This window comes from Bacteroidia bacterium (assembly GCA_016218155.1).
GTDB lineage: Bacteria > Bacteroidota > Bacteroidia > Bacteroidales > GWA2-32-17 > GWA2-32-17.
In genome coordinates this window covers 39,335-54,442 of record JACREQ010000008.1, presented here as the reverse complement: position 1 = coordinate 54,442, position 15,108 = coordinate 39,335, and the positions used below count along the sequence as shown (strand labels likewise).

The 15,108-nt window shown below is 29.3% G+C and carries 14 protein-coding genes; 4 read left to right on the top strand and 10 right to left on the bottom strand.

The window, feature by feature from the left end:
* Nucleotides 1-1,902, bottom strand: coding sequence for a methylmalonyl-CoA mutase small subunit (locus HY951_00950; protein ID MBI5538597.1), 1,902 nt, complete (start codon nucleotides 1,900-1,902; stop codon nucleotides 1-3).
* A 133-nt stretch (nucleotides 1,903-2,035) separates the two neighbouring features.
* On the opposite strand from HY951_00950, the gene HY951_00945 reads away from it, so the two are divergent.
* The gene (locus tag HY951_00945) at nucleotides 2,036-3,796 is read left to right on the top strand and encodes a toxin-antitoxin system YwqK family antitoxin (GenBank protein ID MBI5538596.1); all 1,761 of its coding nucleotides are present in this window, start codon (nucleotides 2,036-2,038) and stop codon (nucleotides 3,794-3,796) included.
* Nucleotides 3,797-3,886: 90 nt separating this feature from the next.
* Here the strand turns inward: HY951_00945 and HY951_00940 are convergent, their stop codons facing one another.
* From HY951_00940 to HY951_00910, 7 genes are all read right to left on the bottom strand, one after another.
* Nucleotides 3,887-5,137 carry a carboxypeptidase-like regulatory domain-containing protein gene (locus tag HY951_00940; protein ID MBI5538595.1) on the bottom strand — a complete coding sequence of 417 codons (1,251 nt, stop codon included), beginning with the start codon at nucleotides 5,135-5,137 and terminating at the stop codon, nucleotides 3,887-3,889.
* Nucleotides 5,134-6,246 carry a hypothetical protein gene (locus tag HY951_00935; GenBank protein ID MBI5538594.1) on the bottom strand — a complete coding sequence of 371 codons (1,113 nt, stop codon included), beginning with the start codon at nucleotides 6,244-6,246 and terminating at the stop codon, nucleotides 5,134-5,136. The genes HY951_00940 and HY951_00935 overlap by 4 nt, the downstream gene beginning before the upstream one ends.
* Nucleotides 6,243-6,815 carry a sigma-70 family RNA polymerase sigma factor gene (locus HY951_00930; GenBank protein ID MBI5538593.1) on the bottom strand — a complete coding sequence of 191 codons (573 nt, stop codon included), beginning with the start codon at nucleotides 6,813-6,815 and terminating at the stop codon, nucleotides 6,243-6,245. The genes HY951_00935 and HY951_00930 overlap by 4 nt, the downstream gene beginning before the upstream one ends.
* Nucleotides 6,816-6,821: 6 nt before the next feature.
* Complete coding sequence (locus HY951_00925) at nucleotides 6,822-7,571, bottom strand: carboxypeptidase-like regulatory domain-containing protein (protein MBI5538592.1); 750 nt, start codon at nucleotides 7,569-7,571, stop codon at nucleotides 6,822-6,824.
* A gap of 94 nt (nucleotides 7,572-7,665) precedes the next feature.
* A complete protein-coding gene (locus HY951_00920) occupies nucleotides 7,666-8,145 on the bottom strand; it encodes a hypothetical protein (GenBank protein ID MBI5538591.1) in 480 nt (159 codons plus the stop codon).
* A 10-nt stretch (nucleotides 8,146-8,155) separates the two neighbouring features.
* Nucleotides 8,156-8,530: a fluoride efflux transporter CrcB gene (gene crcB / locus HY951_00915; GenBank protein ID MBI5538590.1), complete on the bottom strand. Its 375-nt coding sequence runs from the start codon at nucleotides 8,528-8,530 to the stop codon at nucleotides 8,156-8,158.
* Between the two features lie 54 nt (nucleotides 8,531-8,584).
* Nucleotides 8,585-9,163: a CAP domain-containing protein gene (locus tag HY951_00910; protein ID MBI5538589.1), complete on the bottom strand. Its 579-nt coding sequence runs from the start codon at nucleotides 9,161-9,163 to the stop codon at nucleotides 8,585-8,587.
* A 40-nt stretch (nucleotides 9,164-9,203) separates the two neighbouring features.
* Between HY951_00910 and HY951_00905 the strand changes: the two genes are divergently transcribed.
* Nucleotides 9,204-10,598, top strand: a complete 1,395-nt coding sequence (locus tag HY951_00905) for an ankyrin repeat domain-containing protein (protein ID MBI5538588.1) — start codon at nucleotides 9,204-9,206, stop codon at nucleotides 10,596-10,598.
* The gene (locus tag HY951_00900) at nucleotides 10,592-11,014 is read left to right on the top strand and encodes a hypothetical protein (protein ID MBI5538587.1); all 423 of its coding nucleotides are present in this window, start codon (nucleotides 10,592-10,594) and stop codon (nucleotides 11,012-11,014) included. Before HY951_00905 ends, HY951_00900 begins: the two co-directional genes overlap by 7 nt.
* Here HY951_00900 and HY951_00895 read toward each other — a convergent pair.
* Complete coding sequence (locus HY951_00895) at nucleotides 11,011-11,598, bottom strand: hypothetical protein (GenBank protein MBI5538586.1); 588 nt, start codon at nucleotides 11,596-11,598, stop codon at nucleotides 11,011-11,013. The two genes, HY951_00900 and HY951_00895, sit on opposite strands and share 4 nt — an antisense overlap.
* A 143-nt stretch (nucleotides 11,599-11,741) precedes the next feature.
* Here HY951_00895 and HY951_00890 point away from each other — a divergent pair, with 143 nt between their 5' ends.
* The gene (locus tag HY951_00890; protein ID MBI5538585.1) at nucleotides 11,742-13,871 is read left to right on the top strand and encodes an RNA-binding transcriptional accessory protein; all 2,130 of its coding nucleotides are present in this window, start codon (nucleotides 11,742-11,744) and stop codon (nucleotides 13,869-13,871) included.
* Between the two features lie 46 nt (nucleotides 13,872-13,917).
* Here HY951_00890 and HY951_00885 read toward each other — a convergent pair whose 3' ends face one another.
* Nucleotides 13,918-14,850, bottom strand: a complete 933-nt coding sequence (locus tag HY951_00885) for a histone H1-like repetitive region-containing protein (GenBank protein ID MBI5538584.1) — start codon at nucleotides 14,848-14,850, stop codon at nucleotides 13,918-13,920.
* Nucleotides 14,851-15,108: the final 258 nt, after the last annotated feature.

Sequence of the window (15,108 nt, the reverse complement as noted above, 5' to 3'; positions counted from 1 at the left end):
TTAAATGTTTTTTGCTAATATATTCTGAAAATTCTGTAATTCTTCTAAAAGATTTGATTTAAGATGTATGAAATGTTCTATACCTTCTTTTTTATATGTCTCAATCATTTCTTTTGGATATCCTGCTAATACCAATATAGTTTTTGATTTCAATTCTTTTGCAATTTGTGGTACTGCTTCAATATATTCCTCGTCTGAACTGCACATTACTACAATCTCTGCTTTTGAATCAATTGCAGCTTTAATGCCTGCTTCAATTGTTTCAAATCTTGCGTTATCCTGAATTTTAAAGCCTGCACAACCAAAGAAGTTTGTTGCAAAAAATGCACGAGCTTTTAAACTTACAAGGTTTCCAAAAGTTAAAAGAAAAACTTTAGGAGTTTGTTTCATTGCTTCAGTTTTTAATCTTAATGCTTCAAAAGCGCCAGATCCTCTGTAAATTTTTATTGGTTCAGCAATGTTTTTATTTTTATCGCATGATTTGTTAGCATTTTCATTTTTAGAAAAATGATCAGCTGCTTTCTCATTTAAATCTGGATATCTGTTTACTCCTAACAAAGTTTCATTTTGTGTTGCTAATGCTAAATCTTGTTTTTGCTGTGTTTCTGCAATTTGTTTTTGAATATATCCTTCTTCAAAAGCTTTTATATACCCGCCTTTTTCTTCGATTTCTAAAAACAATTTCCAGGCGTTTTCTGCTAGTTCCTTTGTTAAATTTTCAATATAATATGAACCACCGGAAATATCAGCAACTTTATTCAAATGTGCTTCCTCTTTTAAAATTATCTGAAGATTTCTTGAAAGGCGTTGTGAGATTTCGCTTGTGTTTTCAAAAACAATATCAAACGGGCGAACTGTAAGTGACTGTGTGCCACCAATTATTGCTGACATTGATTCTGTAGTCTCTCTCAAAAGATTTGTATGGTAATCATATGCAGCCATATTTCTGTCAGAAGTAATGCTATGAATATTCATTGGAATTACTTCAGTATTATCAGGTAAATATGCTTCTATAAGTTTTTCCCATAGTACTCTTGCTGCGCGAAGTTTTGCAATTTCCATGAAGTAATTTGAGCTTACTCCAAAATTGAAAGTTAAATGATTTGCAATAGTTTTGATATTGGCACCATTATCTGAGATTAATGAAAGATAATCTGATGCAATTGCAATACTATAGGCTAATTCCTGTGTAATTGTAGATCCTGCATTTTTAAAGCTATAACCATTAACACCTATCAATCTTACTTGTGGATAATTTTTAAAAGTTGATGTTATTAATGATGATGCTTTTGCAAATATATTTTCGTCTGAGCAAAAATGACCTTTTGTTGTTAAATCGCCAATAGGACTACAGTCAAAAATTGCTTTTACTTTTTGTGAATCAATATTTTGAATTTTTATTTCGTTATCAAGAAAACCAAATAAATAACCTGAATTATCTCCTGAAATAAATCTCACTGTTGTTTTATCTATATTTATTCCTTTCAATAATGCTGAAAAATCATTCTGATTTTTAATTAATTCAGTAATATTTTCAGGAATAATAAATGAAACACTGTCAGCTCCTTTACAAAGAGCATCAACAGCAGCTTTATTTGCATCAATAATGTTTTTTAAAATAATTTCCTGAGAAATTTCCCAGTTATTATTCTCAGTATTGTATCCTCTTGTAACTGAAAGATTAGTAACGTTAGTTAAATCTTCCGAACTATAAAAAGGCTTTACTTCAAAACCTTCAGGTGTTTTCCATACTACTTTTTTGTCATAATCGGCACCTTTTAAGTCTTTTATAATGGCATTTTTCCAGTCTGTAGCAGATACTTCGGGGAATTCGCTAAAAAGATTTTTCTTATCAGTATTTAACATATCTGTATATTTCAAATTTTTTGCAAATGTAGCCATAAAAAAAAATATCAAAATGTGGCTTTTATCATATTATATAATGTTTAAATCGGTTGATAATTTTTTGAAATTCTATAATACCTGACAGAATATTGAGTTAACATTATAACTAATTTCAGCAAAAAAACATATTATGAAGATTTACTTGTTTGTAGTTTTATTTAGCTTAATATCAGTGCTTTCTTTTTCTCAGGATACTGTTGTAACTTATTATAAAAACAACAAGAAAGCAAGCGAAGGAGTGATGCTTAAAGGTTCCGAATATGGCAGATGGAAGTATTATAGCCAGAATGGAAAGCTAATTCAGGAAACAGATTTTGTAAATGGCTTTGCACATGGAAAAATAATTTATTATTATCCGAATGGAAAAAAACAGAATGAAGGTGAATGGAAATACGGAATGCAACGTGGTGAGTATGATGAGTGGTTCGAGAATGGTCAGATAAAAGTAAAAGGATTTTATAAACTTGGATATAAAGATAGCTTGTGGACTTACTGGTATGAAGCTGGACAGAAGAAAAAGGAAATGCAATATTTCAATACCGGTGATTTTAAATTAATAAATTCTTGGTCGTTTGATGGTAAGCTAATGGTAGATAAAGGAAATGGAACTTTTGAAGATAAATATGCATCAGGCAAAATCAAAGAAAAAGGAGATTTTAAAAATGGTAAAGAAACAGGTGAGTGGAATAATTGGTATGAAAACGGACAAAAATTGTCATCAGGAATTTACACAAACGGAGTAAGAACAGGTAAGTGGCTGTCGTGGTATAATGATGGTGTGTTAAAATCAGAATTGAATTATGAAAACGGAAAAAATATAACTTACTATCATAATACTCAAAAAGAGATGGAGGGTACGCTTAAAGATAGTTTAAAAGAGGGGGTATGGCTTTTTTATTATGAAAACGGTCAGAAAAAAATGGAAGGTGAATTTAAAACTGATTTACGAAATGGAGTTCATACAAAATGGTTCGAAAATGGAAATAAGGAATCAGAAGTTACATTCGAACAGGGTAAAAAGAATGGTGCAGCAAAATGGTTTTTGCAAAACGGGAAATTAGACATTGAAGGAAATTTTAATAATGATGTGCAAGAAGGAAAATGGACATACTGGCGGACTGATGGTAAGAAAGGGAATGAAGGAAATTATTCTAACGGAAAAATGGATGGTTTATGGACGTATTGGTATGGTAACGGAAAAGTATGGAAGGAAATAACTTTTAAAAATGGTCTTAAAAGTGGTAAAGTAACATTTTACTATGAAAATGGTAACAAAGAACACGAAGGGAATATGGAAGATGGTTTAGAAACTGGTTTCTGGACTATGTGGTACGAAAATGGCAATAAAAAAATGGAAGGTAGTTTCAATAATGGAATCATGGATGGACTGTGGAAAGGATATCATGAAAATGCACAACAGAAATATGAAATAACTTATAAAGACAGTTTACAGAATGGAAAAATAACTTATTGGTTTTCTAATGGAAATATGTTATCAGAAGAAACAATAATTAATAAGATTCATGAAGGTTCATATAAAACATGGTATTCTAACGGTAAGCCAAATGTTACTGGAAATTATAAAAATGATATTAAGATTGGAAAGTGGTTATATTATAATGAGCTTAATCAGTTGCTTCGTCAAGAGGTATATAAGGACGGAAAACCTGATGGCAAATGGTTAACATATTATCCACAGGGAACATTAGAAAGTGAAACAAATTATAAAAAAGGTTTTAAAGAAGGTGCTTCAAAATATTGTGAGCCTAATGGTAAAGTTATTTTTGAAGTTATTTTTCATAATAATAAATTGGTTAAAACAATTTCAGGAAAAACTCCTGAAGAAAAAGATAACCCTAAACCAAGGAATGATTATGGGAGGGACGAGTAGCAATACATGTATCTAATCTGTGGTTAGTGTCTTCTCTAATCAAGTTTATTATTGCTATTTTACGATAAAATGCCCGCTTTTATTAATATTTTAAACCGCCATTTTATATAATTTCATTAATTCCATTGGCGAATTAATTCTGTATAAGAAATACACATACCCGTTTCTTACTTTAATATTTTCGATATATTTAAAATCTGGAATAGTTATTTCTTTACCAATAACACCGGTCTCAATTGAAACTTCACGAATAGTAGAAATGCCATTGTTTTTAAATAGTGCATATGCTTTTCCTGTAATCTCATCAGCAAAAATCTCTTCTTTCCATCCTTTTATTTTGTTAAATGTTATTGAAATTTCTTTGTCAGAATTTCCATTTTCATTATAAACTTCAATCTTAGATTCAACAAAATTAAAAATTGCAATTTTATCTTTTAGTTTTACCAAAGGTGCAAATATTGGTTTAAAGAAACACATTTCTTCAAATCTTAAATCCGCATCAGATGGTGGTTTTGCACCCATGCTATTAAATCTGTTTCTGTCTGATAACATTCTGATTGCACGCTCGTCAGAAATAACTTTAACTTCTTTTTTTGAAGAGTCGTTGGCATTTACCATAGAGTAAGATAAAACCTGATTATTATACGACCATTGTTTTATAAAGAATTTATTATTTATTTCTGTAATACATGGATTTAATATTTTGTAGAACGTATCAGGGTTTACAGGGTACAGGAGTTCCAGTTTTTTATCTTCAATAAAAATCTGATATGCATATTCTTTTGAGACTAAATGAATATTTCCAAGGCAATCTCTGTAAAAATTTCCTTCTTTACTAACCGGAGATTTAAAAAGTGTATCGCCATAATTATTTATCATAATAAGCCATGGATTAATTATATCCTTGTATGAGTATGTTAAAAGTAAAATGTTATCGCCGTAAAATTCATAATCAACAACATCGAATAATTTTTTTTCGACCAGATTTATTACTTTATGTGCCGAAATATTTATTTCAGGAAGACTGTCTATTTGTCTTTGCAGTTCAATTTTTAATGAAGTATTATTTTTACAGTAGAATGTTATTTTTTTATAAGCTATATGAGATATTTCAAGATTAACAGGTAATTTATTTACTTTCATAAAAAAGAAACCTTCATGATTTGTAGTAGTTCCATTTTTTGTGTTTTTTACAATAATGCTTGCATTATAAACAGGTTTTCCGGTTTCTTTATCTGTAATGTTTCCGCTAATTATGAAGTTGTTTTGTGAAAATAATACTTTAGATGATAAAATAATCATCAATAAAAAGCAAAAAAATATTTTTGTAAAGAGTTTCATTTATTTAATTGCAATAGTTTTTCAATAGCTCTTTCTTTATAAAAACCGTTTGATTTTATAATTTCATTAAATTCTTTTTTTGCTTCGTTGATTTTATCAGAACTAACCAGTGAATTTGCTTTATACCATTTTGCTTCCTGATAAAATATTGCAACATTGCTTTCTAAAATTACATTAAAAAATTCAATAGCTTTATCATAAAGTCCAATATTATAATAGCAAAGTCCGCCATAAAAATTAGCATTTTGATCGAGCGGAAAATGCTGTATTATTATTATGTAATCCTGAAGCGCACTTTTATAATTATTAGTGCTTATTTTTCCCATTGCCTCGTATAAAAAGTCTTTATATTTTACGTAGTGCGATTGTTCATTAGCCGAATTATCTGCTGAACTGTTTTGTTTGTTCTCAAACTTTGCAGCAATACTACCTGTTTCAAAAATATCTGTTTTTATATTGTTATTATAAACCTTCGAGTAATCTATTACTTTAAATTCGTACATATAATCAGTAGTCATGTAAATAAAAGCTGTAAACGATTCGTTAGTTGAACTATCATTAATATTAATGCTTTTTACTGATGAAGGATTTAATTTATTAATTGTTTCAAGTGGTCTGGTTTTTTCAAAATCTGTTACTGATTTTTGGTCGGTTTTTGCTTGTCCCAAATTTATTTGTTCTGTTTCGGAATTTACTACAGCATTTTTAATCTCTTTATTTAATATGTTTATTTTATGAGTGTCGATACTAATAGTTTTAAAATTGTTTTCTGTTATTACATTTTTGTGATAATTGTTATTTATGCTATTTGTAAAATAAATTATGGAGATTACAGATATGATAATAATAGAAGCTGAAAAATAAATAACTTTTTTAACAGGTGATAATTTATTACTGAAATTTGTTTTTATAGTATTATCAATATTAGGAACGTCTGAAATGGCACCAGGAAATAGTTTATAACCCTCTAAAGCGTCTTTTTCAAAAGCATCATTTTCTGAATTGGAAATAAACCTGGTTTTTTCCTCTTCATTCATTTTATCTTCAAAAAACTTTTTAAAGTCTTTTTTTGATAAATCTGATTCGTTATTTATAATATTTTTTTTCATTGCTTTGAGGTTAAAATATTTCTCAGATTCCTCTTTCCATTTTGAATATAGCTTTTAACCTGATTTGTGTTAAAACTTGTAATTTCAGTAATTTCTGAGTAAGATTTCTTATGAAGAAAAAATAATTCTATACAAATTTTTTGCTCATCAATAAGTTTATTGATTGCAGAATGTAAAACTTCATAATCAGAATCTTCTTTTTTTATTTCAAATTCTGCAGGTAATGTTTCCATATCAATGTCATCTGCAAAAATTTGTTCGCGCCGTAAAAGTCTTTGTGTTCCACGTTTCTTTGATAAGCAATAATTTTTAGCAACAGTGTGCAAAAATGCCTTGTGATTTTTAATTTCTGTTGTTTTAAGATCTTTTAAAAGCTGTTCAAATATTGATATTACTGCATCTTTGGCTTCGTCTCTGTTTTTTAAGAAAACTAAGCAAACTCCATAAACAAGGTGGGAGTACCTCGTAAAGAGTTCTCCCACATATTCTGAGTTGCCTGACTTTGCGTATAAACTAACAAGTTCAGAATCGCTAAGTTTATTAAACCGTATTTTCTTAAAAAAGATCATTTTTTATTATTGTTCGTCTTTTTTCTTACTTTCTTCAATTCTATGTTGTGCTCTTACGTCAAAAAAACTTTTTGTTTCCATAACAATAATTCCTCCAGTAACATCACCATATTGTGCCGGAATTCCCCCAGAATATACAATTATACTTCCTATAGCACAACCCGGAATTGAGGAACTCATGTCATTTTGTTTAATACCATCAATATAAAATGATGAACTTCCACTTCTTGATCCTCTGAAAACAATGTCTTTCCCATCATCACTTATTTGAGCATCTGAGGTGATAGCACGAATAACCATTACAGGGTTATTTGAACCAGCTATATTTTCAATTTCAGCTGATTTTATTGGTATTTTACCTATTTGTCCCGGATCAATAACTCTTTTTTCTGCACCACCATCAATAATTACTCCATCAGGACCTCCAATTGTAATTACATCCGATAAAATAACATCTTTCATAAATGTAGGTTCGCCGGGATATACACTTGCAGCTAATGTTTGAGTATTATAACCAATAAATGAGTAAAAAACCTGATAGGTTCCTGATGGAAGAGGTTTAATTGTGAACCTGCCATCAGCATCTGTGGCAGTTCCTATTTTACTACCGTCATTGTCAATATAAACATTACATCCAACAAGTGGTTCTTTTGTAGAGCCGTCAATTACTCTTCCTTTTAATGATCCTGCATTTTGTGCACTTGCAAAAGCAATTGGCATGATTGCAAGAATTAAGATTAATTTTAAAGTTTTCATGATTTCTGATTTTTTAAGTTTTACATTTTTTAAGCGCTTTGATAATATGGAGCCGCTGTATTATGTATTCCATAAAATATCAGATTTATTTTTCTTAAATTGAAGTTATCGGAATTTTATTTGTCTTCATATACAGTTTTATTCTTCTGATATGGTCTTTTTCATCTCCGTTTAATTTTTGAAACAGAATATTATCTTTTGATTCAAAATTGTTTGCCATAAATTTCTGATATGTACTTTCAAATAGTGAAGTTTCAATATTTAATGCAAGATTAAAAGCAAAAACTCTTTCAGGTGATTTATTAAACTCACTTATTAATTTATCTATTTTTTCTTTATTGTCAATTATGGACACGATGTTATTAGGAATAATCTGATTGAAAATTTTATTGTCACTTTCTAAATATGAATAACTCTTTTGCATGATTACTGCATGATTTCTTTCTTCTTCAGCAATAGTTTCCCAGAATTTAGAATCTTCTTTAAATAATTTCCCAAAACTTTTATATAGATGATAAATATCCATTTCAAATTTTGAAGCTTCCTGAATCAGGGCTAAAATATATTTTTTCATAATCCTTATTTTAAACTTTAGCAATAAATAATCCAAGCCAAACGGCAAAAAGTCCAAGAATAACACTTAAACTTATATAAACAAAGGCAGTCATAAAATTACCATTTTGCAATAAATTAATATTCTCAGATGAAAAAGCAGAGAAAGTTGTAAATCCACCACAAAATCCAGTAATTAAAAGTAAGCGAAGGTTATCGTTTACAATTCCGTTTTTTTCAAAAAGACCAAATAATAATCCTATTATTAAGCAACCAATAATATTTACAATAAATGTTGCCAAGGGAAAATTTGCACTGTAAAATTTAGTAGTGAAAACAGATGCGAGGTATCTTAAAATACTTCCAACAGAACCACCTAATGCAACTAAAAGTACAGATTTTAACATTCTTGATTTTTATGTAAAGATAATATTCTATGACTTTAAAAGCAAATTGTGAAACTATTTGCACTCTGTTAGTGAAGGCTCTTTGTCTGGTTCTTTGCCAAACCAAACCAATGCATAATTTCCTTCAACGGCAATTCCAATTGCTTTCCATCCCATTTTATTAAAATTACCTCTTTCAATAATAACATTATTATGTCCTGAACTTTTTTTCCAGCCATTCAATGCATCAGATGGTGTAGCATCTTCTGATGATTGGAATGCAATTTCAAATCCTTCTGATTTATATTTTGTGAGTTCTGCAGGCTTCGACCACATTAATGCCGCATTCTTATGGTCATCTGTATAACAACATGCTTTCCAGTTTCCTTTATCAGACCAACTATGAGTATTGCATTTTCCTGTATCCGGATTATTTTTAGCTAAATCATTTGCATGAATTTTAGCAACCTTTGTTAACTCAGGCGATAATTTTATTGGAGGTAATTTTTTAGTTTTTCTATACTGGTTAATCAGGTTTAGTAACTCCTTTTCGTCAGCATTAATGCAATATGTTATTTTATTTTGCGTTTGAGCATTCAAAAAGTTAGAATTAAAAAAAACGAGACAAATAAATATTGTTGTAAATAATTTCATATAATTGTTTTTGTATTTTTACATGATAAACGGAAATCTGATGGCTAAAGTTATTTTTATATTAGTTTTTTTTACATTATTTATACCAGTAATTAGTTTTGGCCAAAATGAAATTGAAAACACTACTGATACTATTACGCAAGAACAGCTTGATTTTCAGCTTATAGTTACTGCTAGTAAGGGTGATGCATCAACAGTTTTATTTTTACTTGGCAAGGGTGCAAATGTTAATGCAACTGCCGATAATGGAATATCTGCATTAATGTATGCTTCGCAAAATGGTCATTTATCAGTTGTAAAAACACTGGTTGCAAATGGTGCTGATGTGAATTATTTTCCCAATTATGAAATTTCTTCTTTATCCTCAGCTGTAATAAATAATCAGTATGATATAGTCGAATATTTATTAAGAAAAGGAGCAAAAATTAATCTTTCAAACTATAAAAAAATTACTCCTTTGATGTATGCTGCTGCGTATGGCTTTGTACCAATTATTAATTTGTTATTGCAGAATAAAGCTGATCTGAACTTAAAAGACATATACGGAAATGATGCACTTATTATGTCGGTATTATATAATCATCCTGAAATAAGTGATATTTTACTAAAATCGGGTGCTAACCCCAATACAAATGATAATGAGAAATTTACTCCTTTAATAATAGCTTCACAAAATGGTCTTGTTTATTATTTTGAAATCTTAAAATCATATAATGCAGATTTTGATGCAAAAAATATTGATGGCTATTCTGCATTGGATATGGCTGTTATAAATAAACAGCCGGAGTCAATTTCAAATATTCTAAAAATTGATACAGTTAAAAATAAAGAGTCTAATAATCCTGTAAAGATGGCTTATTTATCAGAAAATCGTGAATTGGTTTCTGTATTAAGAAAAGCAGGGTGTAGACCATATTTGCTTCCATTATTAAATAAATTATTAATAGGTTATGGTATTGATGCAAACTTTAATGATTTAATGTTTGGTACTACCGTTGGTATTAAAGAAACCAGATATAATATGATATTCTCTGCTTCTTATTTTACAAGATTCTGGTCAAAACGTGTTCTTGTTGATTATGGAAATGATATGTTAATTCAGTTCTGGGAAAGGCGATCTTTTGTAACTTTTGGTATTGATAAAAGATTTAAGTTAACTGGCAATGGTTACAAGCAAACCGGAATTTCAATTGGTGGAAGAGAGTTATATACTTATGGTCATTACAGAGGTGCTTCAATTATTCCACCAAATGATTGGACATTATTGCCAAATATTGGTTTCTATTCTGATGGAAAATCGGGTGGCGTAATGTTAAATTTAGAATATTTAGATCTTAAAATGGAAAACATATTTCCTGTAAGAATAAATGCTACTGCATATTTTTATATTGGTCTTAAAAAATTTAATAAAATAATAAAAGAACCAGAATGGTAAAAAATATTTTAGTGATTATTATATTTTCTGCAATTTTTGTGGGTTGTAACAAGGATGCTAATGTTGATTGCGAAAGTTATGATTATTCCTCTTGTAATACAGTAGAACCTATTGAAGGCATATTAAATATAATTGTAACAATGCAAACAGATTCAGCTGAAGTTCCACTTTCGGTATATAAGGGAAAATATGGCAATCCGGGAATATTAATTTATTCGGATACCGTAACCGAAGTTGAAACAAAATTTCTTCTTCAGTTAAATGAGGATTATTATGCAATTGCAAAATATTATAGGAGTGGGCAGACAATATATGCAGTTGATGGAACTTTTTTCAAAAAAACTGGTCAGGTGACTTGTGATTCTACTTGCTGGAAAATTAAAGGAAGCGAAATAGATTTAAGGCTAAAAAATTAGAAATTCCAGCCAATACCTATTAATGGACCCAGTACCGAGGTTTTTGCAATATTTCTACCTTGCATATCATAAACTCTTTCCAGATGTAAATCAAATGCAATACGATACATGAAGCCACCTCTGGGTTTTTGATGTCTGAATCCAATTGAGAAATATGGATTCAGTACTTGTCTGTTTTCAAAATAATAACCTCCTAATCCAAGTTCAAAATGATTAACATGACCAAAAAGAAGGTTTATTCCAAAAGGAAAAAAAACTTCGTCTGCATTTACAGTAGAATCATTGGTTGCTTTATTTAATCCTGCACCTATTCTGAAAGTTAATGCATTTTTTTCACTGGATTGCAATAATATATCATAGTTTACAGAATATCTTAATCCAGTATAATATCCCATAAAATAACCACCTTCTAAAAAAAGAGTGTGCATGCCTAATCTTCTTTTTTTAAAGCCTGGTCTTGGCTTAGTAATATCATTTTCAATTAATGATTCTTTGAGTTTAATTGGCTCATTATTATTTTGTTGAAATGACAGTTGTGCATTACATATATTAAATAGCAATGAAAATACAAATGTGATAATCAATACGATATTTATTTTTTTATTTAATATCATAAATAATAAATGGTTAACCAATTTTCTTTACGATGTAAATGTATAAAAACTTTTTTATTTTTAACATGTTTTAAAGCTATCTAATAATTTTCAATCTTTGTAAAAACTAAATTATGGAACCTGAAATAGTTAAATTAATATCAAATGAATTAAATTGCAAAGAATGGCAAATAAATAATGTTGTTAAGCTTTTTGAAGGTGGAGCAACAATTCCATTTATTAGTCGCTACAGAAAGGAAATGACCGGTAGCCTTGATGAATTAGTAATTCTAAATATTAAAGAGCTTGTTGACAAATATCAAACTATTGAAAAAAGAAAAATAACAATTTTAGAAACAATAAAAGAGTCGGGTAAATTAACCGATGAGCTTCAAAAAACTATTGTATGTTGTTATATTTTATCGGAACTTGAAGATTTATATTTGCCATTTAAACCAAAGCGTAAAAGTAGAGCAGAAATTGCACGTTCAAAAGGTTTAGAACCATTGGCAGAATATATTTTCATGCAAAAAAATCAAAATATTCTGCAATTTGCTCAGAGTTTTATTAAAAATGAAATTAGTAATATTGAGGAAGCTATTGCTGGCGCAAAAGATATAATTGCAGAAAAGATAAGTGAAGATATCAGAGCTAGAAATCTTATTAGAAATTTATTCAAGTACGATGCTATAATTAATTCCAGATTAATTAAAACAAAAGAGTCGGAAGCAGCAAAATATACAGATTATTTTAATTTAAGTGAAAAGCTTGTAAAATGTCCTTCTCACAGAATACTTGCTATGAGAAGAGGAGAGAGTGAAGGGTATTTAAAAATCAGGATAGAAATAGATAATGATATTGCAATTAGTAAAATTATAAGGTTATTTGTTACAGGAAATGGTGAAGCATCAAAACAAGTATCAATTGCTGCAGAAGATGCATACAAACGGTTAATTTGCCCCTCAATTGAAAATGAATTTGCAACATTATCTAAAGAAAAAGCAGATAAGGAAGCTATAAGAGTATTTGGAGAAAATTTAAAACAATTGTTATTGTTACCACCATTAGGAAATAAACGGGTACTGGCAATTGATCCGGGTTTTAGAACAGGATGCAAAGTTGTTTGTATTAATGAACAGGGAAATATTTTATTCAATGAAACAATATATCCTCATCCACCGCAAAAAGAAATTGTTCAGGCTTCAAAAAAAATTACTTCAATAGTTAATGCATATAAAATAGAATGTGTAGCAATTGGAAATGCTACAGCCGGAAGAGAGACTGAGAATTTTATTAAGAATGTAAGATTTGATAAGCCAGTAAAAGTATACATGGTAAGTGAAGCCGGCGCATCTGTTTATAGTGCTTCTTCTGTTGCACGCGAAGAATTACCTCAATATGATGTTACGGTTAGAGGTGCTGTTTCTATTGGAAGAAGGTTGCAGGATCCATTAGCCGAACTTGTAAAAATTGATCCTAAATCAATTGGTGTAGGACAATATCAGCACGATGTTGATCAGACACTATTAAAAAATAATCTTGATAATATTGTTGAAGAATGTGTAAATAAAGTAGGGGTAAATATTAATACTTCCAATAGATATTTATTATCTTATGTTTCGGGAATAGGTCCTTTATTAGCAAAAAACATAAATGAATATTGCGAAAAAAATGGACCTTTTAAATCCAGAGCAGATTTATTAAAAGTTCCTCGTTTTGGTGAAAAAGCATTTGAGTTAGCAGCTGGTTTTTTACGAATACCTGGTGCTGAGAATCCACTCGATAATACATCTGTTCATCCGGAAAGATATAAGCTTGTATCAAAAATTTGTAGTGATTTAAAATGTACAATTGAAAATTTAGTTTCAAATAAAGAGTTAATCGGAAGAATTAAAATAGAGAATTATATTTCTGATGAAGTTGGTTTGCCAACTTTAACAGATGTTGTTACAGAGTTGGAAAAACCAGGTCGTGATATTAGAATGGGAATTAAGATATTTGAATTTGCATCTGATGTTTTTACTATAGATGATTTAAGACCAGGAATGATTCTTCCAGGAATAATTACTAATGTTACGAATTTTGGTGCGTTTGTGGATATTGGAATAAAACAAAATGGATTGGTTCACATATCAAATATTTGTAACGAATATATAACAAATCCTGCTGATAAGGTAACATTAAACCAACATGTAAAGGTAAAAGTGCTAGAAGTTGATAAGGAACGTGGGAGGATTCAGCTTTCAATGAAAGATAACGGGTAATAAAAAAAGGGCTTGATAGCCCTTTTTTTATTAAGTATAAAAGAAATTATTTTTTCTTTTTAGCAACAACTTTAGCTTTAGGAGCTACTTTTTTAGCTACAGCTTTTTTAGCTACAACTTTCTTAGCAACTACTTTTTTAGCTACTGCTTTAGCTTTAGGAGCTACTTTTTTAGCAACAGCTTTTTTAGCAACTACTTTTTTAGCTACTGCTTTCTTAGCAACTACTTTTTTAGCTACAGCTTTTTTAGCAACTGCTTTCTTAGCAACTACTTTTTTAGCTACTGCTTTCTTAGCAACTACTTTTTTAGCTACAGCTTTTTTAGCTACTGCTTTTTTTGCAACTACTTTTTTAGCTACTGCTTTTTTAGCAACAACTTTTTTTGGAGCAGCTTTCTTAGCTACTACTTTTGCTTTTGGAGCCACTTTTGCAGCCACGTTTGTTTTTTTAGATATCACGTTTAAAGTATTAGTTTTACCAAATAACTCAGTTGATTTTTTATTATAAGCTGCTGCAGCTTGTTCAGCAGTGTCAAATGAACCCAAAGGAATTCCTTTGCGATCTACATAAATATAAGAATAAAATTTACGTCCTTGTTTTACAACACCACGGTAACCTGTACTGTTTTTGATTTTACGTGTGTTACGAACAAGATTTGAGAATGTACTCCATTCCAAGTTCTCTAAACGGCAGTCAACTGCATTTGCATTAATGAAGCGAACAAACCAACGAACTTTTCCTGCAGGTTTTTTTACGAATTTCTCAGAAATTAATTTGTGAAGATAAATGGTTTCATTTCTATATGAACCATCTTTTTGTCTCCAGTTTTTCTGAAAAAACACGTAACCACTTGAATGTTCTCTTAGGTTTTCCCAAAATTTAATTGTTTTTAAATTTTTGTCTTGATTTAGTTTTTCATAAACATGTTCATCAAGAATTGCTTTTTTGTCAGAATTTTTCAAACTTACTTTTACTGGCATTGCTTTTTGTTTTTAATTAATACTAGGTACAGAATTTTGAAAATGTTATGCAAATGTACACATAATTATAATAAATCAAAATATTTTTTCTAACATTTTATTCTGAAATGCAACAATCAATATAATAGATAGTTATGAAAAATAAATTTAAAAAAATCTCATTAAGTGTTTATTCTCAGGTAGGTATTTAGTGTTAAAAAAAGTCAAAAAACGTCATTTTTTATTCAAAAATTAAAAACATAATGAAAATATCATTTT